Raw genomic sequence first — 23,665 nt, 5'->3', positions numbered from 1 at the left:
CTTTAATGGGAAAAACAGAAATAATACTCACCTTAATTATTTTACTCCTTATTATATTTGGCCTTTGGTTTATTTTTAGCGGTGAGGTCTGGTACCTCGTCGAGTTTCTCGAAAATAGCCTTTACCCGACCTTCGACGCGCCGTAACGCAGACAGGCTTTTTATTTCCGGCATTTCAGCCACGCCAGGCTATACCTTAATCATCTTTTGTCATTGAGGAGAGAAATGATGAGCAAGAAGATCCTGATGCTGGTAGGCGACTACGCCGAAGATTACGAAACCATGGTGCCTTTTCAGGCGTTGCAGATGATTGGTCATCAGGTAGATGCCGTCTGCCCCGACAAAGCGAAGGGCGACTACATCATGACGGCAATCCATGACTTTGACGGCGCCCAGACCTATAGCGAAAAACCCGGTCACCGGTTTATCCTCAACGCTGATTTTTCTACCGTAAAGGAGCAGGATTACAACGCGCTGCTTATCCCCGGTGGAAGAGCCCCCGAATATCTCCGGCTAAATGAGGACGTTTTAAAGCTGGTGCAGGCATTTGACGCCGCGCGTAAACCGATTGCCGCAGTGTGTCACGGCCCACAGCTGCTTGCTGCCGCAGGGATCCTGAAGGGGCGAACCTGTAGCGCCTACCCGGCGTGTGCGCCTGAGGTTCGCCTCGCGGGGGGACACTACGCCACAATCGGCATCGATCAAGCCCACGTAGACGGGAACCTGGTAACGGCTCCCGCGTGGCCCGCGCATCCGCAGTGGCTGGCGAAGTTTAATGCCTTATTAGAATAGCTTTATCTGCTCCCGCGAGATCGGCCCGGGCGGGAGCGTTATCACAGACGACATCCCCGACAAAAGCCGGGCATGAAGCCCGGTTAGCGAAAAATTTTCATTTATCATGCCCATGCCATTGCTCATCCATCTCTCGCTGCTTTCTTCGCGCGTTCTCTTTTTTACGATACAGCGGCGGATAATAAATGTGCCCCCAGTCCCACTTACCGAACCAGATGTTTATCAGGGCGCTAAATACGATGAGGATGACGATATAAAATATAACAAAACCCTCATCGCCGCCCAGGTTGAAAAGATCGCAGGCTAAGGAATGTTGAGCGTGACTGAACCAGTGCGGATGGTAATCAAGGGTCATGAAAAAAAGGATGCCGAAGAGTAAATCGCCAATTTTAAACCTTTCACTGAATTTATTGCGCCAGGCGATATCATGTTTTTCATAGTAACTGAGTAAAAACTGATTATTCTCTTCCAGCGCTAAATCAAGTACTTCGCTTGACGGTACCGTTCCGGGATGTCGTTGGTAATCGCTCTGAGGGCGAAGAATGTCCGGGAAGATGCTGCTGTATATGATCTCATTTAGCAATAGCCTTACGATATTCGCGGCAGCGGGCATGAGGGTTGTGGCTATCAATCCCAGCGCCGCCAGCGCGACGCAGAAGAAACCAAGATGTTCGGTCCAGTTACTGACCTGTACTGGCCAGGTCAAGATCCCCTGTCCGGTGTAAGCCAGCAGTGCCAGATCGGCGAAAAGGACAATATAGATGAAGCGTATAATCCATTGCCATTCCCAGATTTTATCCATAATGCCTAAGCCTGCAGGAAATGAGGGTTTGTCTTTCTTTTCATCCGTCATAATTTATCCATACGATTACTTGTAAATAAGACATTTTCGGCAAATAAAAAAACAACTGGCGCCATATGCGCCAGTTGTCAATCTTACTCTTATTAACGACAGTTGCCGTAGAAAACGGGCTCGTCAGTGCTTCTCAATATACATCGTCCGGCTATACGCCACGTCTTCCGGGTTATTAATCGGATAACCTTTCACCCAGGGCTTAATCAGGCGACCGTTGGTGTACTGGTAAATAGGCGCAATAGGCGCTTTCTCCATGAGGATTTTCTCCGCCATATTGTAGTCCGTATTTCGCGCTTTTGCCGTGGTTTCCAGCGTCGCCTGGTGAATAATCTTATCGTAAGCCGGGTCATTGAAACGCGAGATATTGCCGCTGTGCGTGGAGGTCAGCAGGGACAGGAACGTCGATGGCTCGTTGTAATCGCCGACCCAGGACGCGCGGATCACGTCGAAATTACCGGTATTGCGGCTGTCGATATAGGTTTTCCACTCCTGGTTTTGCAGTTTGACATCCACACCGAGATTTTTCTTCCACATGGACGCCACCGCAATGGCGATTTTCTGGTGATTTTCCGACGTGTTGTACAGCAGGGTCAGCTTCAGCGGGCGCTGAGGGCCGTAGCCTGCCGCCTGAAGCAAGGTTTTCGCCTGAGCGTTTAGCTCCTGCTGGGACATCTGCTCGAATGGTGAAGGTTCAGGCGTGAAGCCCGCCGTCACGTCGGGGGTGAAATGCCAGGCCGGTTTCTCGCCGGTTCCTAATACCTTTTCCGCCATAATGCGGCGATCGATCGTCATACTCAGCGCCAGACGCACGCGGGAGTCGGCCGTCGGTCCCTTTTGCGTGTTAAACGCGTAGTAATAGGTCCCGAGCTGAGGCGGCGTATAAACCTGCCCCGGAATGTCCTTCAGCAGCTTCTGATACATGTTTTTCGGGAATGATTCGGTAATATCAATATCCCCTGCCAGATAGCGTTTGGTGGCGGACGATTCCTGGTTAATCGGAATAAAGGTCACCTTTTGCAGGACAGTTTTCGCATTGTCCCAGTAGTGGGTATTGGGCACGACGACCAGTTTTTCATTCACCACGCGATCGTTCAGGACGTAGGCGCCATTACCGACCAGGGCTCCCGGACGCGTCCACTCCTTCCCGCTTTCAACGTTCGCTTTTTGCACCGGATAGAAGGCAAAGTTTGCCGTCAGGTTACTGAACCACGGTAGCGGTTTGTCCAGCTGAACGCGTAACGTTCTGGCATCCACCGCCGTCACGCCCAGCGTGTCAGGCGCCGCTTTGCCGTCGATAATCTCCTGCGCGTTGCTGATGCCCGCCAGCGCAGCAAACCAGGCGAACGGAGAGGTGGTTTTCGGGTCGACCAGACGCTGCCAGCTGTAGACAAAATCCTGCGCGGTAACGGGCGTACCGTCAGACCATTTCGCGTTGTCACGCAGGGTGAACGTCCAGATACGGTTATCGTTGCTCTGCCAGCGCGTCGCCACGCCCGGGGTCAGTTCCCCCTTCTCGTTCTGATTCACCAGCCCTTCAAAGAGATCGCGGATCACCTGAATCTCGGGTAAACCGACCGCTTTTGCCGGATCGAGCGAAGCCGGTTCATCTTTAATATGCCTGACCAGCTCCTGTTTTTGCGCCAGTACCGTGCCCTGGGGCACGTCAGCAGCGTACGAGAGTGTAGAAAGTCCGCACAGGTACAGTGCAGCGCAGAGACGCGAAACAGGATGCTTCATAAGATCCCCTTTAATGAATTCAGGTAACAAGCAGATGCGTAATTATTTGTTTCGAAACAGAGAAATGCAAATACCTTCGTCAGGAATAGTGATTTGAGGCAATTCTGAGCCACAAAGGAAACTATTTGATTAAGCGCGGGTTTTGCACAACACTGCCAGTAGAGACTTCTTAATCAGGATTTCGTATGGCAACCACCCGACCCCGCGCGGAACGCGGCGCCTTTCCGCCGGGCGCTGAGCAATATGGCCGCTCATTTTTAGGCGCATCGCTAATCTGGTTCCCGGCGCCCGATGCCGATCGCGACAGCGGTCTGATTATTGCCGGGACCCACGGAGATGAAAACTCGTCTGTCGTCACGCTCTCGTGCGCGCTGCGGACGCTTACGCCTTCGCTGCGGCATCATCACGTTATTCTTGCCGTCAATCCGGATGGCTGTCAGCTTGGGTTACGCGCGAATGCCCGGGGAGTCGACCTGAACCGTAATTTCCCGGCGGCAAACTGGCGCGCCGGAGAAACGGTGTATCGCTGGAACAGCTCCGCCGATGAGCGGGACGTGGTGCTGCTGACGGGAGACAAGCCCGGCTCGGAGCCAGAAACGCAGGCGCTTTGCCAGCTTATCCATAAGATCCACCCCGCATGGGTTGTCTCCTTCCACGATCCGCTGGCCTGTATTGAAGATCCGCGTCACTCCGACCTTGGCGCGTGGCTGGCCCAGGCTTTCGCCCTGCCGCTCGTCACCAGCGTGGGTTATGAAACGCCAGGCTCGTTCGGGAGCTGGTGTGCCGATTTAAGCCTGCCGTGCATCACCGCTGAATTCCCGCCGATTTCCTCCGACGAGGCCAGCGAAAAATACCTAAAAGCGATGGTAGAGCTTCTGCGCTGGCAGCCTCAGAGATGAAGCACGCCGCTGGTAAAATTCAGCGCCGGTGAAACGTCAACCGCCAGCCACGTCGGGCCATCCAGATCCGCGAAGCGGACCTGGTTAACCAGCGGCAGCGCCGCGCCGATCGCACGGGACGTGCAGAGCATGCAGCCCAGCATCAGCGCAAAACCCTGCGCCTGCGCTTCCGCCGCCAGGGCCAGCGCTTCAGTCAGCCCGCCGGTCTTGTCGAGCTTGATGTTGACCATGTCATAGCGGCCCTTAAGCTCGCTTAAATTCTCGCGGGTGTGGCAGCTCTCATCTGCGCAGACGGGCAACGGATGGATAAAATTCTTCAGCGCCGCATCGTCCCTGGCTGGCAGAGGCTGTTCCAGCATCGCCACGCCCAGATCGGCCAGCAGCTGGCATCGGGCGGCCAGCCCTTCGGGACGCCACGACTCGTTGGCGTCTACAATCAGCGTGGCAGCGGACACCGCCGAGCGAATGGCGACCATCCGCTCGCTGATCAGGCGATCGTCGAGCTTCACTTTTAGCACCGTCGCCCCGGCGTCGTAGAGCGCTTTTGCGCTGGCGGCCATATGCTCCGGCTCGCCAATCACGACCGTTTGCGCCGTCACGACGGATGACGGCAGCACCACGCCCAGCAGGGACGGCAGGGATTGCTGCCGCTTAGCGGCCTCAAGGCTCCAGAGCGCGCAGTCGATGGCGTTGCGCGCCGCGCCAGCGGGCAAACGCTGCTGTAGCGCCTCCCGCGTGAGCCCTTTTTGCAGGTCAGGCACCAGGGTCATGATCTGCGCCATCACCGAGGCAAGGCTTTCCCCATAGCGCGGGTACGGCGTGCATTCCCCGACGCCTTTCACCCCCTCTTCTTCGATCTCAACCACGACCACGCTGGCTTCACTTCGGCTGCCGCGGGAGATCACAAACGGGGTGTGCAATGGCCAGGCTTCTTCATAGACCTTAACGCTTCTCATCACTGACTCCTTGCGGCCCGGAAAGGCGAAAAATTTGGTTTGCCGTGTTATCCGCTGATGGCATACACTAGCCACGACGTTAACTATATGTAAACAGGAAGATATCTATGTCACAACTCGTTCATTTCCAGGGCAACCCGGTTGCTGTAGCAGGTTCCATTCCTCAGGCTGGCAGCAAAGCGCAGGCTTTTACCCTGGTGGCTAAAGATCTGTCTGACGTCACACTGGCTCAGTTTGCGGGTAAACGCAAAGTGCTGAACATTTTCCCAAGCATTGATACCGGCGTGTGTGCCGCATCCGTGCGTAAATTCAACCAGCTGGCGACTGAAATGGACAACACCGTTGTGCTGTGCGTTTCCGCTGACCTGCCGTTTGCCCAGTCCCGCTTCTGCGGAGCCGAAGGCCTGAGCAACGTGATCACCCTCTCTACCCTGCGCAGCGCTGATTTCCTTGAGAAATACGGCGTCAGCATCGCGGAAGGTCCGCTGAAGGGTCTGGCGGCACGTGCTGTACTGGTTCTTGATGAAAACGACACCGTTCTGTTCAGCGAACTGGTTAACGAAATCACCACCGAGCCGGACTACGCTGCCGCGCTGGACGTGCTGAAAGCATAATAAGTCCTTAGCATTCTATACAACTTATTCTCAACCTCGCTACGGCGAGGTTTTTTATTGCGTAAAAGCTGAATCGTTAAGGCACAAACAAACATAAATCACACTAATTATGCAATGATGTCGACAGCCTGTAACATAATCGTGACTAACAGCGCATTCTAATCGCTAAGATCCGCTATTTTTGCCCTCAGTGAAGCCCATCACATTTCCCTTTTTGTCTAAACATTAGATTTGCTTACGAAAGAAAATAATCGTTTCAGCAAAAAGGATAAAATATGAAAATCAAATTCGCCTATACGCTCCTCGCCGTCCTGATTTCTGGCCATGCAGCGGCTCAAACCTGGGTGCTGACGAGCGCTGAAAGCAGCGTAGAGAAAGGAAACTGGAAGATTTCCAGCGATGAGCTGAACGTTAAGGATAAAACGTTCAGCATTGAGCAAAAGGTCCTGCACGGCGGTAAGCAGGAGGGCAGCAAAGTCATCATAATTAGCAGCAAAGACGGCCTGACCATTACCTTAAGCCCAACCCGCGGCATGAACCTTCTGCACGTTGAAGGGTTTGGCACCCGGCTGGGCTGGGATTCTCCGGTTAAAGAGGTTGTTAACCCGGCCTATATCAATCTTGAAAGCCGCAACGGTCTCGGCTGGCTGGATGGTTTCAACGAGATGATGGTGCGCTGTGGCTATGAGTGGACGGGACACCCGGTCACCGCGGACGGGCAAATTTATACCCTTCACGGCCGGGCCGGTAATACCCCGGTATCGCAGGTGGAAGTTGAGGTTGCGGATGCCGCTCCGCATGAGATCCGCGTTCGGGGCCTGATCAAAGAGAGCACGTTCAAAAAAGCGGATCTGCAAACCATGACCGAACTGCGTTACGTCCCCGGTACCAACCGCTTTAGCCTGCACGATGTTCTGACCAACCGTGCGGATTATCCTCACGATTACCAAATAATCTATCACAGCAACTTCGGCACGCCGATCCTCGAAGAAGGCGCCCGCTTCCTTGCGCCCGCGGTGAGCGTGAGCCCGTTTAACGACTACGCCAAAGCGGGCGTTAACGACTGGCAAACCTACGCCGGGCCGACAAAAGGCTTTGATGAGATGGTCTTTAATATTAAGCCGATCGCGGACAATAACCACGAGACGCTCGCGGCGGTGATTAATAAAGCCGGAGATAAAGGCGCGTCAATCCAGTTTGATACCCGCCAGCTGCCCGTGCTGACCTTATGGAAAAATACCGACACGCTGAAGCAGGGCTATGTCACGGGCATTGAGCCGGGCACCAGCTACGCCTACCCCGTCACCATTGAACGCGAGCAGAAGCGGGTTAAGCAGCTGCAGCCCGGCGCCAGCGCGCAGTTTGATCTGACCTATACCCTGCTGCACAGCCCGCAGCAGGTGAAAGAGGTCGAAAGCAGGATTGCGTCAATTCAGGGCGAGACAAAAACAGAAATCGTTAACACGCCGATTGCGAAGGAATAAACCTAAGGTCAAAAGCCTCTTTACAGAGGCTTTTTTGTTATTCGTCGCCTTTCTTATGATTCAAACCGTACTCGCGCAGCTTATTCGCGATCGCGGTGTGCGAGACGCCAAGGCGTTTTGCCAGTTTACGGGTGCTGGGGTAGCTGCGGTACAGCTGGGTCAGCACTGAACGCTCGAAACGGCTGGTGATATCGTCCAGCGACCCTTCCATCGCCTCTTCGCCTACCGATACCGTACCGGCGTCGTAATCCGGCAACAGGATATCCTGCGGGCGCAGTTCATAGCCTTCAAGCTGGGTCAGCGCACGATAAACGGCGTTTTTGAGCTGACGAATGTTGCCCGGCCAGCCGTAGCGCATCAGCACCGTGCCGAGATCGGCAGAGAGCTTCGGACGCGGCACCCCCTGCTCGTCGGCAAAGCGGGCGACGAACAGCTCCGTCAGCGGCATGATGTCCTGCGGACAATCGCGCAGCGGCGGAATGTTCAGCGTCAGGACGTTGAGGCGATAATAGAGATCTTCGCGGAAGATCCCCTTTTGCACCAGTTCCACCAGGTTTTTCTGGGTGGCGCAAATGACGCGCACGTCCACATGCACTTCGTGATCTTCACCGACGCGGCGGAACGTGCCGTCGTTCAGGAAGCGCAGCAGCTTAGCCTGCATACGCGGCGACATTTCGCCGATCTCGTCCAGCAGCACGGAGCCGCCGTTGGCCTGCTCAAAGAACCCTTTCTTGCCTTCCGGCGCGTGGCCAAACAGCTCGCTTTCAACGGCATCTTCCGGAATAGAGGCGCAGTTAAGGGCCAGATAAGGCTTAGCCGCACGCGGGCTTGCCAGATGGACGGCGTGCGCCAGCAGGTCTTTGCCGGTGCCGGTATCCCCGGTAATCAGCAGCGGCGCGGTCAGGCTGGCGAGCTTGCGCGCCTGGTCCACCACGTGGCGCATTTTCGGGCTGACGGCAATAATCTGGCTGAACGCACCCACGTCCTGACTGGAGAGGTTTTGCAGCTGACGCCCCATGCGAAGCGTCGAGCGCAGCATGATCACCGCCCCGGTCAGTACGCGGGTATCATTTTCCCCTTTCAGATAGACCGGCGTGATCTCCATCAGGAAATTCTGCCCGTTAATCACCACATGCTCGCTGTGCGTGTTTTGCGGGTTGCTGTCCAGCCAGCGCTGGAAGTTAAAGCCGGGGATCAGCTGCGCGGCGTTATGATTGCTCAGCTTCTCCTGGCTCTGGGCGAAAAGCTGGCAGCTCGCGTGGTTAACGCGCTCAACTTTGCTTTTCAGATCCAGGGAGAGGAACGGCTCCGGCATGGCCTCCAGCAGCGCGCTCAGCGCCAGGTGCTCGCGCTCGGAGGGCATCCAGGGAATGGTGCGGACATCCGTAACGCCAGCGATACGGCGGATTTCCGCCATCAGGCTGCTGAAGGTATTAAATTCAATTTCGGCAAAATTGAGGTAAATTCGCCCGACAGGATCGATCTCAATGCCACGTAAATCAATGCTACGTAAAACAAGAAGATCGAGTAATTCGCGGGTCAGACCGAGACGGTCTTCACAGAAGACTTCGAGACGCATGGGAAATTCACCGTTTTAAGCCAATAACAGTAAAATGATATGTCAGAACACGGTGATCCGGAAGATGGCTGTCAACAAATATTGACAGCCAGCACGATTAGTGAACAAAACCTCACGGCGCCGGTTTTTTATTGAGCGTCTCTTTGAGCTGGCCGATCAGTTCACGTCGGAAATCCCCGAGACGGGGCTTATCGCCGTCAATCCACGGCAGCGGACGGCAGACCTCCATCGCTTTAATCCCCAGGCGCGCGGTTAATAATCCCGCACCGATACCCTGAGCCGCACGGGCAGAAAGACGCGCCGCCAGATCCTGCGACATCCAGTCCATGCCCACTTCGCGCACCAGTTCGCTCGCCCCGGCAAACGCGATATTGAGCAGGACCAGCTTGAACAGTCTGAGCCGACTGTAGTAGCCCAGCTCGATGCCGTAAAGGTTCGCAATGCGGTTGATCAGGCGCAGGTTACGCCAGGCGATGAAGGCCATATCGACCAGCGCCAGCGGGCTGACGGCAATCATCAGGGTGGATTCCGCGGCAGAGCGGCTAATTTCCCGCCGCGCCTGGGCATCCAGCACCGGCTGTACCATATGGGAGTAGAGCGTCACCACTTCCCGGTCATTCTGGGTTTCATGGATGGCGGCATACCAGCGCTGAAGCGCCGGATGCGACTGATCGATTCCGGCCTGGCTGGCCAGCTTTTCACAAAACGCGCGACCTTTGCCGGTGCCGTGGCTGTGGAGCAGATCCCGCGCCTCATCACGCTCGTGCGCGCGCTGTCGCAGTCGCCAGAGTCGCCGCCACTCGGTGGCAACCGATCCGACGCCCGCCCCCACAATCAGCGCGCCTGCGGCACATCCGCCCAGCGCGACCCAGTCCTGCGTTTGCCAGGCATTCATCGTCCACTGCACGCCCTGTCCCACCACGCTTACGCCAAACAGCGCCAGACCGGCGGTCACCATCCTGCGCCACAGGCTGCGTTTTGGGCGAAGCGCGGCGTCCACGGCCGCCTCTGCCGGCCCCTCCTCAACAGCGGGATCGTCCTGCAGCGCCGGGGCGAAGTTTTCGGCCTGAGTACCGCTGAACGTCTGCGCCGTTTTAAACGCCTCCTGAGGCTCCTGCTCAAGCGTACCGGTAAAGTCTATGCGCGGTTTTAACGGTTCCGTCATCGCAATTTATCTCCAATCAAAAACTCCAGCGCCGCATCCAGACGGATGTGCGGTAATGGCCGATCGACGCTCATCGCCTGCGGGCGGAAGGCTTCGAACTGGAAGCCCTGGTTCTGCCAGAAGGCCTGACCCGGCAGCCGCGCGGGCACTTCGCCCGGATACACCGTGAGCGGTTCACCGTCGCTGAGCCGGTTGCCGCGCAAGGCCGGTATTTTTTCGCCGTTGAGGTCAATCAGCCCGCTTTGCGTCGCCTGGACGGACGCGAGCCCAAGGCAATCCATGCCGATCCCTTCGAAGGCGGCGTTTTGCCAGGCGTCCTGCACCAGCTGCTGCAGCAGCGATACCATATTGGCATGCTGGTCGACCGTGACGTGATCGGCCTTGGTGGCCGCAAAAAGCAGTTTGTCGATCACCGGAGAGAACAGGCGGCGAAACAGCGTCCGCTGCCCGTAGTGAAAACTTTGCATCAGCTGCGTCAGCGCGAGGCGCATATCGTTGAAAGCCTGCGGCCCGCTGTTGAGCGGCTGCAAACAATCCACCAGCACAATCTGACGGTCAAATCGCAAAAAGTGGTTTTTATAGAAACCTTTGACCACCTTTTCACAGTAGTAATGGTAACGCTCGCGCAGCATCCCGGCATTGGTATGTTTGTCCGCCTGCGCCAGCGTCGACTCGCCCACCCCATCCACATCCGGCCACGGGAAGAACTGCAGCGCGGGCGCGCCCGCTAAATCGCCAGGCAACACGAAACGCCCCGGCTGGATGAAGTGCAGCCCTTCCTGTTTGCACTGATGCAAATAGTCCGTCCACGCTCCGGCGATGGCCGCCAGACGGTTTTCATCGGCGGGCGCAAGCGGGTCCAGGCCTTCGCACAGCTCTCGCCATTTAGCCGACCAACCGGCGCGCTGCCCCTGCAACAGCCCCGTCATCTGGCGGGACCAGCTCAGGTAATCCTGCGCCAGCATCGGCAAATCGAGCAGCCATTCACCGGGGTAATCGACGATCTCCAGGTACAGCGTAGAGGTATCCTTGAAGTGGCGCATCAGGGATTCATTGGAGCGAAAACGTAGCGCAAGACGAATTTCACTGACACCTCGCGTCGGCGTCGGCCACATAGGCGGATCGCCATAGAGCTGCGCCAGCCCTTCGTCATAGGTAAAACGGGGAATACCAAAATCACGCTGCGGGACGCGCTTCACGCCCAGCAGGCGCTCTTCCCGCACCGCGCTCAGCAGCGGCAAACGCGCCCCGGCGTGCACGTTCAGGAGCTGGTTTACCATCGCCGTGATAAACGCCGTCTTGCCGCTGCGGCTCAGCCCCGTCACGGCCAGACGCAGATGACGGTCAACGCCGCGGTTCACCAGTGAATTGATTTCGTTTTTAAGTCGCTTCATCGCCGTCCTTCGTTGCCTGGAAGCCTTGAATGCATGGCTTCAGAATACATTAGATGGGGGCAGATCGTTGATTATCAATTCTTATTTATTGCTATTGCCGTTTTCTCTCCAGTAAGATGAACGACATTGCTGTCAGTCCGGAGTGAGTAAGGTGTATGTCACCCACCATCTATGATATCGCACGGGTTGCGGGCGTATCGAAATCAACCGTTTCCCGCGTTCTGAATAAACAAACGAATATTTCCCCCGAAGCACGCGACAAAGTGCTGAAGGCGATTGACGAATTAAATTATCAGCCCAACAAACTGGCCCGCGCTCTGACGACGTCAGGCTTCGATGCCATTATGGTTATTTCCACCCGCTCCACCAAAACCACTGCCGGTAATCCGTTTTTCTCCGATGTGCTTCACGCCATTACGGCAAAAGCGGAAGAAGAAGGATTTGATGTTATTTTACAAACGTCAAAAAGCAGCGAAGACGATCTGCTGAAATGCGTGAGTAAAATAAAACAGAAGATGATCAAAGGGATCATTATGCTGAGCTCTCCGGCAAATGAATCCTTTTTTAACACGCTGGATGCGTATGGCGTACCGGTTGTGGTTATCGGCAAAGTTGAAGGTGAGTATCAGAATATTTATTCCGTCGACACGGATAATTTTCATGACAGCGCCACGCTCACTGAAACCTTTATTAAAAATGGCCGCCGTAAAATTGCCTGCCTGCATGCGCCACTTGATTATCATGTTTCAATCGATCGTCTGGCGGGCTATAAGGCCAGCCTGGAAAAGCACCATATTGCCATTAACCCGGAATGGGTCAGGGATGGCGGCTATACCCATGAGAGTGCGCTGACGGAGGCGCTGGAATTGTTGTCTTCGCCCACGCCGCCTGATGCGGTATTTGCTACCGACAGCATGAAGTTGCTCAGCCTCTATCGCGCGGCGGATGAGTTGAATCTGATGATCCCAGAGCAGGTGGTGATAGCCGGATACAGCGACCCGATGCTCTCACTCATTCTGACGCCCGCCCCTGGCGGCTTTGATATCCCCACCCGAAAACTGGGGGAAGAGAGCTGCGATCTTCTCTTCAGGCGCATTGCGGGCCATCCCGCCCCGCAAAAAGTGCTTGTTGACACCCATTTTTTGCTGGCTGCTTCCCTTCGCTAAAACCAGGGGCTTTGTGCCCCTGGCGTGCCGTCGGTCAGAACGCGTAGTTTACGCCAACCCCCGCGTAGTGGAAGCGGTCGTTTTCACCCTCGTCATGGTTTTCCCACTCATAGGCATATTCCAGCGTCATGGATAAACCATTGTTGAAATCATAAGCGTAAAGAAGACCGAGCCGGTTGAAATCGTGTCCTTCACGATCGGGATCGTCCTGCCAGTCCCAGTTCGACCAGCGATCCAGCCCAAGGCGGGTATAAGGCGTCAGGGTGGTCTGGCCTAGCGAAATGGGCAGATAGGCGCGAATTTCCTGCGTAGAAAACTCGCCGTTATTGCGGGAACTGTCCATGTTGAAACCGCGCTCTAAATAGTAATTCACTTTAGCGGCAAAGGTTTCGTTAAGGGTCCAGGTAAAGCCCGTTTCGGTTTCGACGCGGCTGTCAGCATAGCCGGTTTTTTCCAGATCGTTTGCAAACTGGTACATGGCAAACCAGCCGCCAAAGCGCCAGTCGTCGGTTAATTTAATATCCCAGTCAGGCTGAACCTTATAGCGCTGCATATTTGCGCTGCCGTCTCTGGCGCCGTGTTCATCCTTAAAGTGATAGCCATAATTACGGAAGCCGCCGGTCAAACCGAAGGTAAAATCATCGGTTCCGATAAAGCGATAGCGTAATTCAACTTCAGGACGATCGAAATAGGTTCCGCGGGTCATGCTGCTATAATCAACCGGACCTTCCTGATACATTGCCAGCGAAATAGTCCAGGCATCCCAGGTTGCATTAAACCATACGGAGGGTTCATATAATCCGTCTTTATCTTCCCCCTGTCCTTCGACGTTTTCGATTTCATACATCGCGCCAATATTAAATTCCCACTGCTTAGCTGTTTCTGATGCTTGGGCGCAGCTAACCCCTGCGCACAGTACCAGCGCAGCACGTCTTAGTAGAGTACTCATTACATATTCCCTTTATAAGTAACAAACAAAAAAACCGGAAATGGGTATTTCCGGCGAACACCTTTCTTATCTAATAGCCGCTTCGGTTTCAGCGTCGAAGAAATGGCACTTATTCATATCGAACTGGATGCCGATACTGTTCCCAGCGGCATAATCATTCGCGGCACCCGCGCGAACAACCAGCTCGTGGCCGCCAACCGTGGCGTAGAGCATAAACTCCGCCCCGGTCAGTTCGGCTACGCTGACTTTCGCCGCAATATTTTCACCACTGCTCTGCAGAGTAAGAATATCTTCCGGGCGGATCCCAAAGACCACGGCTTTTCGCTGATACCCTGCGGCATGCAGTGACGCGAGCTTGTCTTCCGGGATCGCCAGACGCAGCGTTTCCGTGACGAAATAGCGGTCGTCGATAGCGCCACGAACAAAGTTCATGGCCGGCGAGCCAATGAACCCCGCGACAAACATATTGGCCGGCTCGTTGTATACCTGCTTCGGTGCGCCGACCTGCTGAATAATGCCGTCTTTTAAGATCACGATGCGGGTCGCCATCGTCATGGCTTCCGTTTGATCGTGGGTCACGTAAATCATCGTGGTGTTGAGCTTCTGGTGAAGCTTGCTGATTTCAGCCCGCATCTGCACGCGAAGCTTGGCGTCGAGGTTGGAGAGCGGTTCATCCATCAGGAACACGCCCGCTTCCCGCACTATCGCCCTGCCCAGCGCCACGCGCTGACGCTGGCCGCCGGACAGCGCGCCTGGCTTGCGCTTAAGGTACTCGCGCAAGCCGAGGATCTGTGCCGCCCAGTTAACCCGCTCTTCGATAACCGCAGGCGCAATCTTTTGCATCTTCAGGCCGAACGCCATGTTGTCGTAGACCGTCATATGCGGGTAAAGCGCATAGTTCTGGAACACCATGGCGATATCGCGAGACTTGGCGGGCACGTCGTTCATGCAAACCCCGTCAATGACCAGTTCCCCCGCGCTGATCTCCTCCAGACCGGCAATCATGCGCAGCGTCGTGGACTTACCGCAGCCAGAAGGCCCGACGAAGACGATAAACTCCTTGTCCTCGATTTCGAGATTGAAATCCTTCACCACGTGAACCTGGTTATCGTAAATTTTCTGAATGTGTTTCAGAGACAGTTGAGCCATTGTTAATTCCTTATCAATACGTCCGGGATGCCCAAAACTCGGTCAGGCGCGTCCAGGTCAATTCCCGCGTTGAATGAAGCTGTAATCCCGCATGGTTCAGGCCAGATCCAATTCCCACCGATAGCATTCCCGCCGCGTTGATCGCCTCCACGCCCGCTGGCGCATCTTCGATGCCGATAGCCTCTTCAGGACGAACATTCAGGCCTGCACAGGCGGCGAGGAAGATCTCCGGGTCCGGCTTTGAACAGATGATGAGGGACGCATCGGCGCAAAAATCAAACGCGTGCTGAATGCCGAGGGCACGCAATATGCCGGGGGCATTCAGGGAAACGGAGGCCAGCCCAATTTTGACGTTCGCCGCACGAATATCCGCCAGGACGTCGCGAATGCCCGGCAGCAGTGAATCCTCCGTCAGTGACGCCAGAGACTGCACATAGAGGGCGTTTTTTTTCGTCGCCAACGCGAGGCACTGCTCATCGCTAAGCATCCCCTCTTTCCCGCCATGCTTCAGGATGCGCTGCAGGGAATCCATGCGGCTAATGCCCTTCAGCTGCTCGTTAAACGCCTCGTCGACGGTGATGCCGATTTCCTCCGCCACCGCGCGCCAGGCCAGAAAATGGAGGTGTGCGGTGTCGGCGATCACGCCGTCCAGATCGAATACAACGGCCTTAAGCATCATGGCGCCCCTCCGTGGTAGCGGTCCCATTGATGGGTGTAAGAAAGTCCTCATAAGCGCAAACCTGATGCCCCAAAACGCGTAGCGTTTTACCCCAAAGCTTCAGCGTGACCGGAGCCGACGTCTCGATGGTTAACGCCTCGTGTTCACAGGTGAAGCGCAGCGTTGCGTTCCGCCAGCGCAGGGGGAACGCCAGTCTTCGCCAGTGGGCTGGCAGACGTGGGGCCAGATGCAGCTCCCCTTCCACAATCTGCATACCGGCAAAGCCCTGAATGACTCCGGACCAGATTGCGCCGGTCGCAGCGGCGTGAATTCCGTCATCGCAGGCGTGCGGGTCGTCTCCAAGATCAATGGCGACGCCATCACGCCAGAAGGCGTAGGCACCTTCAGTGTCACCACAGCGGGCGGTGACAATGCCGTGAATGGCCTTGCTCAGCGAAGAGTCATGGATGGTGCGGGGCTCGTAGAACGCCAGATTGGCGGCGCACTGTTGCGGCGTAAACCGCTCCGGCAGCAGATAGGTCAGCATCACCACGTCAGCCTGCTTAAGGATCTGCATGTCGTTCACTTCCGCGCGGGAATAATCGAGCAGGATGGTCTGCTTGCCCGCCTTCGCTTTATAGCGGCTCAGGTCAATGGCAGGCTTCGCCATGAAGGTATCATCCTGCGGGATCACGCCGTCTGAACCGGCTTCCGGCAGGAACAGGCGCATCAGGAACCGCGTGGCATTCTGCGTAAAACCGTTATCCTCCCGCCCAAACATCGCCATAAACCGGCGGGCGCAGGCAACGTTATGCCAGGCCAGATAGTTGGTGTAAGCATTGTTGTTCACATGCTCGGTGTATTCGTCCGGTCCGATGACGTCATGGATTTCGAGACGATCGTTGATTTCCGTTGCGCGCCCCATCCAGAACGTAGCGGTTTCCATCAGCAGCGTCAGGCCTTCATTGCGCATAAAGACATCATCGTGCGTCGCCTGCCAGTAGGCCACAACGGCCCAGGCAATGTCCGCCACGATGTGGTGTTCCGCCAGCGCGGAGGCCACCTTCTGACGCGTGCCGGTTCGGATGTTGATAGCCGCGAACTCCGGCGTCTCTTCATGACCGCTGGCGGCGCTTTCCCAGGGGAACAGCGCGCCGGGCCAGCCGTTGCGACGGGCTTTTTCCCGCGCCCCGGACAGGTTGAGCCAGCGATAGCGCAGCAGGCTACGGGCGGTTTGGGGACGCGTGAAGAGATGGAAAGGCAGCAGGAAAATTTCGGTATCCCAGAAGACGTGGCCTTTATACCCTTCTCCCGTTAGCCCTTTGGCGGCGATGCTGCTTCGCTCATCATGGGCGGGCGTCATGGCCGTCAAATGCCAGACGGCATAGTCCAGCGCTATCTGATCCTGATGCTCCGCAGACTCCACTTCTACCCGCGCGTCACGCCAGATAGCCTCCCAGGCATACGATGAGCTTTCCAGCAGCGCGTCATAGCCTCTTGCCGCACAGACCTTAAGATCGGCCAGCGCGTTGTGAGCGAAAGACGCCTGCGGCAGCGCTTTATCACTGCGATGGGTCACCCAGACGATTTTCTCAAGCGTGACGGTGTCACCCTTCGCGATGTCCAGCGAATGATGAACGCTGAGACGACGATTTTTGGCCGTGAAGCAGCTGTCGCTCTTTGCGGAGAGCTGACAAAACGCCGAAACCACAACGTCTGACGCCCGGTCCTGCGTTTCATACACGCCCTGCATGTACTGCTGGTCAAACACTCTGACCGATATTTCATCCAGATGCTGTCTGCCGCTGTTCGTTTGCGTGGCATCAATGCCGGTTTTCAGCACGGCGTGCGTGGCGGCATCAAGCGGGGTGATCGAAAGCTGCATGGCCACGAGGGGTAGCTGGTCCAGAGACACAAAACGTCGACTCTCCAGCCGATACCGTTTCCCATCAGGCGCGCGCCAGACGACGCTGCGACGAAGTTCGCCATTGGCAAACGCCAGCTCGCGCTGCCACTCAAGAATGTCGCCTGACAGGAGCGTGAAGTTGACGCCATCCAGCTCAACATCCATACCGATGATATCCGGCAGATTGATGAGCTCAGTGGTCTCGTTACGCCCCGCCCGGTGATAGAGCCCCGCAAGATACATGCCTCTGGTTTGCCGGGTGTAATCTTCTTCGTGCGCAGCGCGGATCCCCATGTAGCCATTACCGCAGGCCATAATGGAGCCGTATTTATTCAGGCTGTGTGGACAAAAGCCTGGTTCGGTTAATACAGACACGTTTAGCATAACGTCACGCTTTCCCCTGTTTCTGCTGATTCATACAGCGCGGCGACAAGCTGCTGGATAACCAGCCCCTGCTCTGCATCGGCGATCGTGACGGGCTCGCCCTGAACATGGCGCACGAAGGCATCCATGCTGCGCATATGACGCTGGTCTTCAGCCTCTTCACGCTGCGTGAGGGTAACTAAAGTACCGGCTTCGTCGTTGTAGATGTGCGCCGGAAACAGCGTTGCCCCCGCCTTTTCCCCGCAGAACGCGACGTTCATGATCGACTGCTCGCGGATATTCAGCGCAAACGAGGTGTCCAGACGCAGAATGCCGCCGTTGCAGAATTCGAGGGTGCCAAAAAGGGCATCTTCCACCGAAAACTGTGCGGGATCCCACTCGCCAAACTGGCCGCTGCTTTTTCGGTTGCCCAGCCTTTGAAAGCCGTGCGCCGTCACCCGTTTTACCGCCGGGAACCCCAGCACGTACATCGCGGCATCGAGCATATGGATGCCGATATCAATCAGCGGCCCACCGCCCTGCAGCGTTTTGTTGGTGAAGACGCCCCAGCCGGGTACCCCGCAGCGCCGTAACGCCTGCGCCGAGGTGTAATAAATCTCCCCCAGCGCTCCCTTCATCACTGCCTCACGAAGCAGCTGCGTATCGAGAGCAAAGCGATGGTGAAAATCATATGCCAGCACTTTCCCTGCCCCGCGTGCGGCCATGCGCATCCGGTCGGCCTCCTGCGGCGTCATCGCTGGCGGTTTTTCACACATCACGTGGCAGCCTGCTTCCAGCGCGGCCATGACGTGCTCGAAATGGAACCGGTTAGGCGAACAGACGCTCACCACGTCCGGCTTCACCGCGGCGAGCATGTCTCGCGCATCCTGCCATGCAGAGGGAATACCATGACGTTCCGCAAACGCCCGAGCCTGTTCAGGATGGCTGTCCATGACGGCCACCATCTGAACATCACTGCGCGTGGCGTAATACGAGGCATGCACTTTATCCGCAACCTGCCCGGCACCAATGATGGCAACGCGCAGAGGCGAAGGTGTAGAAGCACTCATCACGCTCGTCATCCTTAGCATTTACGCAGATAAATGAGTGAGTCCCGGTATGCCTGGGCCGGATCCTCGGCGCGAACGCGGCACTCATACACCACGTAACCCTGGTAATTATCGGCACGCAGCCGATCGAACAGGCTGGCAAAATCGAGGCTGCCGCTGCCCGGCTGGTAGCGGTGGTTATCCGCGATGTGCACATGGCCCAGCAGATCGCGGTGCTGATGCAGCGCGTCCGTCAGCGAGTCTTCTTCAATGTTCATATGATAGAAATCGCCGATGATCTGCACGTGATTGAGATCGTTCTCTTCAATATAGCGACGCGCGTCAGCCAGGGTGTTAATCATGTGGTCCTGATAGCGGTTCAGCGGCTCCAGGTAGACGGTGGTGCCGGTGCGCGCAGCCACCTCATCCAGCCAGCGCAGCGACGCACTCACCGCTTTGCGGTCTCCTTCGAGACTGCGTGGTGAGGTCATTGGCGGCAAACGGAAGGTAAACATTCCCCAGGCGGCAGGCACGATAATGCCCTTACCGCCCACTTCAGCCAGCGCGTCCAGAATGCGCTCAATCTGCTGTAATCCGTTCAGACGGCGCTCTTCGATGAAGTCGCCGATCCAGCCATCGTATCCACCGCAGGCCGTCGTCACCGGCAGGCCGGTGGCCTTAATCGCCGCTTTTACCTCGGCGAGGTTTTCCACCAGCAGCCTGCCGTCAATTTCATAGCCATCAAAACCCATCGCTTTGATGTACTCGAATTTTTCCATGATGTTGGCCGGGAAAAAGGCCTGGTTCTGTGTTGCGATTTTCATGATTTGCTCTCCTTAGCTTAAAAAGTGACGCCCATTTTGATGCTCAGTTCCGGGTGCCGATCGACATATTTCATATAGCTTTCAGCGCTGCTGGTGAAGGCCACGACCGGGTCGATCAGATCGTCACAATTCAGATAACCGTTCATCAGCAGTTTCCAGCAGGTTTCTTCAATACGCTTGCGGCTCCAGCGCGGGTAGTCCGGGTTTGGCTCACTGCAGGCGCGGGAGAAGACAATCTTCGCGTTGTTGAAGTGCGCTTCGCGCCCCAGATTGAAGCCTTCCGCGAACGGTTTTGCGAACGCAACGTAGGAGATAGTGCCGCCGTAGGCGAGGCCGCGCAGCGCGGACTGCAGGGCATCTGCAAAGCCGCTGGTCTCGATGATCACGTCCGCGCCCTGCTTCCCGGTCAGCTTTTTGATTTCCAGACCGACGTCCGTGCCGATGGGGTTCAGGCAGTGGTCCGCACCATGACGGCGGGCGATCTCACAGCGGTGTTCGATAGGATCGACGCCGATGACGACTGACGCACCGGCTTTTTTCGCCAGCTGGATCGCTATCTGTCCGATGGCACCCAGACCGACCACCACCACAAAATCTCCGACCCGCACGTTGGCATCGCGCACGCCGCTCATGGCGAACTGCGCGGGATCGTAGCAAACGGCGTTTTTCCAGGAGGCGCCCTGCGGCATTTTGCGCAGCTTATAGTTGTTCACCGCGTTGACGATAACCGTCTCCTGCAGCGGACCGTAGCAGCAGACGCGATCGCCCGTCTGGTAGTCCGTGACGTCAGCGCCGCATTCGATAATGTCGCCGACGATCATATTGCCCAGCAGGAACTTACCGAATTCGATCCCGCGCGCGGCGCCCTCTTCACGCGGGGTAAACATTTGCCACTCCGCGTTGAACTCTTCGTCAATAAACGGGCTTGCGGCGCGGAAATCCACCACTTCGGTACCGTGTTTCGGCGCGCCGAAGCGGGCACGAATTTTCACTTCATGACCGGCAACCGGACGATCTTCATATTCCACCAGCGCCGCCACGCGTGGCGCTGTCGCAACTAACTTTTTCATGACTGACTCCTTGTTAAAATTGGCCGCCTCAGCCCTTCACGCCACCGGCGGTCAAACCACTTTTAATAAAACGTTCAGACAGGGCGTACATGATGACCACCGGAAGCGCCGTCACCAGCGATGCCGCCATCATGCGACCCCAGATATAATCCGGCGTGCTAAAGAGCGTGTTCAGCCCGACCGGCAACGTGAAATTGCTGGCGCTGGACAGGAAAATGGACGCAAACAGGTAGTCGTTCCACGCCACCATAAAGCAGTAGACAAACACCGATACCAGCCCGGAAATCGCCAGCGGTACGGTGATTCGAAAGATGATTTGCAGGCGGTTCAGGCCGTCCATCATCGCGGCTTCTTCGATTTCGTCCGGGATGGTGTCGAAATAGCTGCGCAGCATGAACACCGCTGTCGGTAACGTTTGGGTCACCATGGTGATAATCAGCGCCAGCTCGGTGTCGTAGATCCCAAGGGCAGTGATGATTTTGAACAGCGGCACCACCAGCAGTATCCCGGAGAACATGTAGACGGTGTAAAAACTCGCGTTGATCGTCGTGCGACCCTTAAAACGCAGCTTGGACAGCGCGTAAGCCCCCAGCGTGCCGAGAAACACGGCAATCACCGAGGAGGTCAGCGACACCACCATGCTGTTTCTGAAATAGTCCACAAACGGGAAGATCAGCGGGTTAAAGATGTCGACGTAATGCTGCAGCGTCCAGGCCTGCGGCAAAATGGTCGGGCTAAGCGATATCGCCTCTTTCGCACTCTTAAACGACGTCATGAGCATCACGAAGAACGGAAACAGCGTGATGACCAGAAACACCGCCAGCCCGAGATAAAAACCAATACGGTTAAGGACGCGTTTATTTGTTGCCATTGAGGTTTACCCTTTTTCTGGTCAGCAGAATCACCGCGAAGATGATCACAAACAGCACCACGGAAATCGCCGCCGCCTTGCCTAAATCGTTGAACGCGAACGCGGTTTTGTAGAGATAGACGCCCAAAATATCGACCTTGGTCGTCAACAGGTAGACATCCGCAAACATGTAGAACATCCAGATGGTTCTCAGCGTGACCACCGTTGCCAGCACCGGCATAATCGCGGGCAGCGTGACGATACGAAAACGCTGCCAGGCATTCGCCCCGTCCATTTCCGCCGCTTCGTACAGTGACTTATCAATGGTCTGTAAAATCGCCAGGAACGAAATGAACGCGTACGGGAAGTAACGCCAGATGGCGAACAGCACCACCAGCACAAAACTGCTGCCAGGGTTGTCGAACCACAGCGGCGCCTGGTCATACAGATGCAGCAGGTCTACGCCCAGATAGTTCACGATGCCGTAGCCGTTGTTGAACATGTATTTCCACGCAAACACCAGCGAGATGGACGGGGTGACGTAGGACAAAATCACCAGCGAACGTGCCGTTTTGCGCATGCGGAATTCTCGGTTAAAGAAGATCGCAACCGCGAGTCCCAACCCCGTGCTGCCGATGACCACCAGCGCGGTGTACCAGCACGTCATCCACAGCGAGTGCCAGAACGCAGCATCCCCGAGAATGCGGATGTAGTTATCGAGCCCGACGAACACCGCATCAATACGCGGGTTAAGCGGCAGTCGTAAGAAACTGATTTCAATATTGGAAATCATTGGCCAGGCCACCAGGCCCCCCAGCAAAATCAGGCTGGGGGCCAACAGCAGCATGGCGAAAGGCATATCTGAACGACCAGAAAACAACGTCTTCATAATTTCCTTCCGCAGAGCGCTCCTATCGTTGTGACATCAGGTCAGTCAGACGCTTCTGGCTGTCGCTAAGCGTGGCGCTGAGATCGTGTTTTCCCACCGTGACGTTATGCACCATGGAGCTGATAATGCCGGACCCGGTAACATCGCCCATGCGCGTGAAGTTTTTGTCGCCCACCGCGCCAAAAACCTGAACGTTCGGAAACTGCGCAATCAGTTCGTAAGGCAGTTGCCCAAAGGCTTTAATGACCTCGTTGTTTTTCCAGGTATCGGTGCCCACCACGAGCTTGTTCACCGGCAGCGCCGCGCCGGGCGACATCATGACCCAGTCGGTTGCGTTTTGGGCCTGCTCCATCCAGGTCACAAATTTTTCAGCCGCCTGAGTTTCCTCTTCGGTTTGACCAGTGGTAATCGTCAGCGACGTGACCATGCCGTAAACGGCAGAAGATGTTTCTGTTGGGACGACGAAGCCCAGGCTGGCAGGGTTTCCATCCTGGAATACCGCCGGCAGGATGTAGGTGGAGTAAACCGCCATCGGCGCAGACCCATTCATAAAGGCATCTTTGATCTCCATGACGTCGTTTGAGCCCGGCATGGTGGTCGCGGCCAGGGCTTTATAAAACGCCAGGGCTTTCGCCATTTCAGGGGTATTGATGTCGACGGTCCCGTTGGCATCAAACACGTTCGCCCCGCCGGAAAGCGCAAACTGGGAGAATGCCTGTTCGGTCATGACGCTTTCCGCAGTGGGCAGCGCAATGCCGTAATGTTTTTTGGCCGGATCGTTCAGGCGCTGGCTGGCTTGCAGAAGCTGCTCCCAGTTATGCGGTTCCTCAATACCGGCTGCTGCAAGCACATCCTTGTGATACCAGACGCCGGATAGCCAGGCACTGACGGGTACCCCTGTCCAGGCAGAACCGTCTTCCGTGCGAACAACACGCAATATGCCGTCATAGAAGGTGTTCTCGCCGACCGCTTTAATGGCTTCGCCAATCGCCTTGCGATCCAGCAGCTGTTCCTTATCCATGACCTTCGCGTAGTCATGGCTGACTTCAATCACCTCAGGCAGCGCGCCCGTTCTGGCGAGCGTAATGACCTTGGTGTTGTAGGCATCCTCTTCTACCGGCACCTGTTTCACCGTGATGCCGGGGTTCTCTTTCTCGAATTTTTCGATCAGCTTCGTGATAACCGCCTGGCGCTCCTGCTCGACCGACGAGTGCATAAACTCAATGGTGACGGCAGATTTTTTGTCATCCTTGCATCCTGACAGCAAGGCGCACGAAACCAGTGCTGATATCAGCACAATTCGGGGCATTTTCATTT

22 protein-coding genes are annotated in these 23,665 nt (G+C 56.1%); 6 read left to right on the top strand and 16 right to left on the bottom strand.

Annotated features, from left to right (window positions below):
• Nucleotides 1–5: 5 nt before the first annotated feature.
• Entirely contained in the window at nt 6–146 is a 141-nt protein-coding gene (locus L6R44_RS01915; protein WP_032640882.1) for an Ecr family regulatory small membrane protein, read from the top strand.
• Between the two features lie 81 nt (nt 147–227).
• Complete coding sequence (locus L6R44_RS01910; RefSeq protein ID WP_077064044.1) at nt 228–791, top strand: DJ-1/PfpI family protein; 564 nt, start codon at nt 228–230, stop codon at nt 789–791.
• 97 nt (nt 792–888) lie between these two features.
• Here the strand turns inward: L6R44_RS01910 and L6R44_RS01905 are convergent, their stop codons facing one another.
• Together L6R44_RS01905 and L6R44_RS01900 are read right to left on the bottom strand one after the other, a co-directional pair.
• Nucleotides 889–1,644, bottom strand: coding sequence for a hypothetical protein (locus L6R44_RS01905; RefSeq protein ID WP_237423045.1), 756 nt, complete (start codon nt 1,642–1,644; stop codon nt 889–891).
• 123 nt (nt 1,645–1,767) lie between these two features.
• The gene (locus L6R44_RS01900; protein WP_237423044.1) at nt 1,768–3,384 is read right to left on the bottom strand and encodes a peptide ABC transporter substrate-binding protein; all 1,617 of its coding nucleotides are present in this window, start codon (nt 3,382–3,384) and stop codon (nt 1,768–1,770) included.
• Nucleotides 3,385–3,569: 185 nt separating this feature from the next.
• Here L6R44_RS01900 and mpaA point away from each other — a divergent pair, with 185 nt between their 5' ends.
• Nucleotides 3,570–4,283, top strand: coding sequence for a murein tripeptide amidase MpaA (mpaA, locus tag L6R44_RS01895; protein WP_237423043.1), 714 nt, complete (start codon nt 3,570–3,572; stop codon nt 4,281–4,283).
• On the opposite strand, the gene ycjG is transcribed toward mpaA, so the two are convergent.
• Nucleotides 4,274–5,239 carry an L-Ala-D/L-Glu epimerase gene (gene ycjG, locus L6R44_RS01890; RefSeq protein ID WP_237423042.1) on the bottom strand — a complete coding sequence of 322 codons (966 nt, stop codon included), beginning with the start codon at nt 5,237–5,239 and terminating at the stop codon, nt 4,274–4,276. The two genes, mpaA and ycjG, sit on opposite strands and share 10 nt — an antisense overlap.
• A 107-nt stretch (nt 5,240–5,346) precedes the next feature.
• On the opposite strand from ycjG, the gene tpx reads away from it, so the two are divergent.
• The gene (gene tpx / locus L6R44_RS01885) at nt 5,347–5,853 is read left to right on the top strand and encodes a thiol peroxidase (protein WP_237423041.1); all 507 of its coding nucleotides are present in this window, start codon (nt 5,347–5,349) and stop codon (nt 5,851–5,853) included.
• A gap of 275 nt (nt 5,854–6,128) precedes the next feature.
• Nucleotides 6,129–7,337, top strand: coding sequence for an aldose 1-epimerase family protein (locus L6R44_RS01880; RefSeq protein ID WP_237423040.1), 1,209 nt, complete (start codon nt 6,129–6,131; stop codon nt 7,335–7,337).
• Nucleotides 7,338–7,374: 37 nt separating this feature from the next.
• Here the strand turns inward: L6R44_RS01880 and tyrR are convergent, their stop codons facing one another.
• From tyrR to L6R44_RS01865, 3 genes are all read right to left on the bottom strand, one after another.
• A complete protein-coding gene (gene tyrR, locus L6R44_RS01875) occupies nt 7,375–8,916 on the bottom strand; it encodes a transcriptional regulator TyrR (RefSeq protein WP_032640896.1) in 1,542 nt (513 codons plus the stop codon).
• Nucleotides 8,917–9,028: 112 nt separating this feature from the next.
• Nucleotides 9,029–10,081, bottom strand: coding sequence for a YcjF family protein (locus L6R44_RS01870; protein ID WP_237423039.1), 1,053 nt, complete (start codon nt 10,079–10,081; stop codon nt 9,029–9,031).
• A complete protein-coding gene (locus L6R44_RS01865; RefSeq protein ID WP_237423038.1) occupies nt 10,078–11,475 on the bottom strand; it encodes a YcjX family protein in 1,398 nt (465 codons plus the stop codon). Before L6R44_RS01865 ends, L6R44_RS01870 begins: the two co-directional genes overlap by 4 nt.
• Before the next feature lie 155 nt (nt 11,476–11,630).
• On the opposite strand from L6R44_RS01865, the gene L6R44_RS01860 reads away from it, so the two are divergent.
• On the top strand, nt 11,631–12,641 hold the full coding sequence (locus L6R44_RS01860; protein WP_237423037.1) for a LacI family DNA-binding transcriptional regulator: 1,011 nt from the start codon (nt 11,631–11,633) through the stop codon (nt 12,639–12,641).
• Between the two features lie 34 nt (nt 12,642–12,675).
• Here L6R44_RS01860 and L6R44_RS01855 read toward each other — a convergent pair whose 3' ends face one another.
• From L6R44_RS01855 to L6R44_RS01810, 10 genes are all read right to left on the bottom strand, one after another.
• The gene (locus L6R44_RS01855; RefSeq protein ID WP_032640905.1) at nt 12,676–13,590 is read right to left on the bottom strand and encodes an OmpG family monomeric porin; all 915 of its coding nucleotides are present in this window, start codon (nt 13,588–13,590) and stop codon (nt 12,676–12,678) included.
• Nucleotides 13,591–13,656: 66 nt separating this feature from the next.
• On the bottom strand, nt 13,657–14,739 hold the full coding sequence (locus L6R44_RS01850) for an ABC transporter ATP-binding protein (RefSeq protein ID WP_032640908.1): 1,083 nt from the start codon (nt 14,737–14,739) through the stop codon (nt 13,657–13,659).
• Nucleotides 14,740–14,752: 13 nt separating this feature from the next.
• Nucleotides 14,753–15,418, bottom strand: coding sequence for a beta-phosphoglucomutase (gene pgmB / locus L6R44_RS01845; protein ID WP_237423036.1), 666 nt, complete (start codon nt 15,416–15,418; stop codon nt 14,753–14,755).
• Nucleotides 15,408–17,687: a glycoside hydrolase family 65 protein gene (locus L6R44_RS01840; protein WP_237423035.1), complete on the bottom strand. Its 2,280-nt coding sequence runs from the start codon at nt 17,685–17,687 to the stop codon at nt 15,408–15,410. Before L6R44_RS01840 ends, pgmB begins: the two co-directional genes overlap by 11 nt.
• Nucleotides 17,681–18,739: a Gfo/Idh/MocA family protein gene (locus L6R44_RS01835; protein WP_237423034.1), complete on the bottom strand. Its 1,059-nt coding sequence runs from the start codon at nt 18,737–18,739 to the stop codon at nt 17,681–17,683. The genes L6R44_RS01840 and L6R44_RS01835 overlap by 7 nt, the downstream gene beginning before the upstream one ends.
• An 11-nt stretch (nt 18,740–18,750) precedes the next feature.
• Nucleotides 18,751–19,539, bottom strand: a complete 789-nt coding sequence (locus L6R44_RS01830) for a sugar phosphate isomerase/epimerase family protein (RefSeq protein ID WP_237423033.1) — start codon at nt 19,537–19,539, stop codon at nt 18,751–18,753.
• A 17-nt stretch (nt 19,540–19,556) separates the two neighbouring features.
• Nucleotides 19,557–20,609, bottom strand: a complete 1,053-nt coding sequence (locus tag L6R44_RS01825) for a zinc-dependent alcohol dehydrogenase (RefSeq protein ID WP_237423032.1) — start codon at nt 20,607–20,609, stop codon at nt 19,557–19,559.
• A gap of 28 nt (nt 20,610–20,637) precedes the next feature.
• Nucleotides 20,638–21,480, bottom strand: a complete 843-nt coding sequence (locus L6R44_RS01820) for a carbohydrate ABC transporter permease (protein ID WP_032640920.1) — start codon at nt 21,478–21,480, stop codon at nt 20,638–20,640.
• On the bottom strand, nt 21,467–22,348 hold the full coding sequence (locus L6R44_RS01815; RefSeq protein WP_237423031.1) for a carbohydrate ABC transporter permease: 882 nt from the start codon (nt 22,346–22,348) through the stop codon (nt 21,467–21,469). Before L6R44_RS01815 ends, L6R44_RS01820 begins: the two co-directional genes overlap by 14 nt.
• A 22-nt stretch (nt 22,349–22,370) precedes the next feature.
• Complete coding sequence (locus L6R44_RS01810; protein ID WP_237423030.1) at nt 22,371–23,663, bottom strand: ABC transporter substrate-binding protein; 1,293 nt, start codon at nt 23,661–23,663, stop codon at nt 22,371–22,373.
• Nucleotides 23,664–23,665: the final 2 nt, after the last annotated feature.

This window comes from Enterobacter cloacae complex sp. ECC445 (assembly GCF_021892025.1).
In the GTDB taxonomy this organism is placed as follows: Bacteria; Pseudomonadota; Gammaproteobacteria; order Enterobacterales; family Enterobacteriaceae; genus Enterobacter; species Enterobacter chengduensis.
The sequence above is the reverse complement of the archived record's forward strand: the minus strand, read 5'-3'. Positions and strand labels throughout refer to the sequence as shown.

Excerpts from the sequence above, each read along its gene's own strand:
- L6R44_RS01855 (WP_032640905.1), bottom strand. The coding sequence starts at position 13,590 with ATGAGTACTCTACTAAGACGTGCTGCGCTGGTACTGTGCGCAGGGGTT.
- L6R44_RS01900 (WP_237423044.1), bottom strand. The coding sequence starts at position 3,384 with ATGAAGCATCCTGTTTCGCGTCTCTGCGCTGCACTGTACCTGTGCGGA.
- L6R44_RS01830 (WP_237423033.1), bottom strand. The coding sequence starts at position 19,539 with ATGAAAATCGCAACACAGAACCAGGCCTTTTTCCCGGCCAACATCATG.
- L6R44_RS01850 (WP_032640908.1), bottom strand. The coding sequence starts at position 14,739 with ATGGCTCAACTGTCTCTGAAACACATTCAGAAAATTTACGATAACCAG.
- L6R44_RS01825 (WP_237423032.1), bottom strand. The coding sequence starts at position 20,609 with ATGAAAAAGTTAGTTGCGACAGCGCCACGCGTGGCGGCGCTGGTGGAA.
- L6R44_RS01810 (WP_237423030.1), bottom strand. The coding sequence starts at position 23,663 with ATGAAAATGCCCCGAATTGTGCTGATATCAGCACTGGTTTCGTGCGCC.
- ycjG (WP_237423042.1), bottom strand. The coding sequence starts at position 5,239 with ATGAGAAGCGTTAAGGTCTATGAAGAAGCCTGGCCATTGCACACCCCG.
- L6R44_RS01820 (WP_032640920.1), bottom strand. The coding sequence starts at position 21,480 with ATGGCAACAAATAAACGCGTCCTTAACCGTATTGGTTTTTATCTCGGG.
- L6R44_RS01840 (WP_237423035.1), bottom strand. The coding sequence starts at position 17,687 with ATGCTAAACGTGTCTGTATTAACCGAACCAGGCTTTTGTCCACACAGC.
- L6R44_RS01870 (WP_237423039.1), bottom strand. The coding sequence starts at position 10,081 with ATGACGGAACCGTTAAAACCGCGCATAGACTTTACCGGTACGCTTGAG.
- L6R44_RS01865 (WP_237423038.1), bottom strand. The coding sequence starts at position 11,475 with ATGAAGCGACTTAAAAACGAAATCAATTCACTGGTGAACCGCGGCGTT.
- L6R44_RS01905 (WP_237423045.1), bottom strand. The coding sequence starts at position 1,644 with ATGACGGATGAAAAGAAAGACAAACCCTCATTTCCTGCAGGCTTAGGC.
- mpaA (WP_237423043.1), top strand. The coding sequence starts at position 3,570 with ATGGCAACCACCCGACCCCGCGCGGAACGCGGCGCCTTTCCGCCGGGC.
- L6R44_RS01860 (WP_237423037.1), top strand. The coding sequence starts at position 11,631 with ATGTCACCCACCATCTATGATATCGCACGGGTTGCGGGCGTATCGAAA.
- L6R44_RS01915 (WP_032640882.1), top strand. The coding sequence starts at position 6 with ATGGGAAAAACAGAAATAATACTCACCTTAATTATTTTACTCCTTATT.
- L6R44_RS01815 (WP_237423031.1), bottom strand. The coding sequence starts at position 22,348 with ATGAAGACGTTGTTTTCTGGTCGTTCAGATATGCCTTTCGCCATGCTG.
- L6R44_RS01880 (WP_237423040.1), top strand. The coding sequence starts at position 6,129 with ATGAAAATCAAATTCGCCTATACGCTCCTCGCCGTCCTGATTTCTGGC.
- pgmB (WP_237423036.1), bottom strand. The coding sequence starts at position 15,418 with ATGATGCTTAAGGCCGTTGTATTCGATCTGGACGGCGTGATCGCCGAC.
- tpx (WP_237423041.1), top strand. The coding sequence starts at position 5,347 with ATGTCACAACTCGTTCATTTCCAGGGCAACCCGGTTGCTGTAGCAGGT.
- tyrR (WP_032640896.1), bottom strand. The coding sequence starts at position 8,916 with ATGCGTCTCGAAGTCTTCTGTGAAGACCGTCTCGGTCTGACCCGCGAA.
- L6R44_RS01910 (WP_077064044.1), top strand. The coding sequence starts at position 228 with ATGAGCAAGAAGATCCTGATGCTGGTAGGCGACTACGCCGAAGATTAC.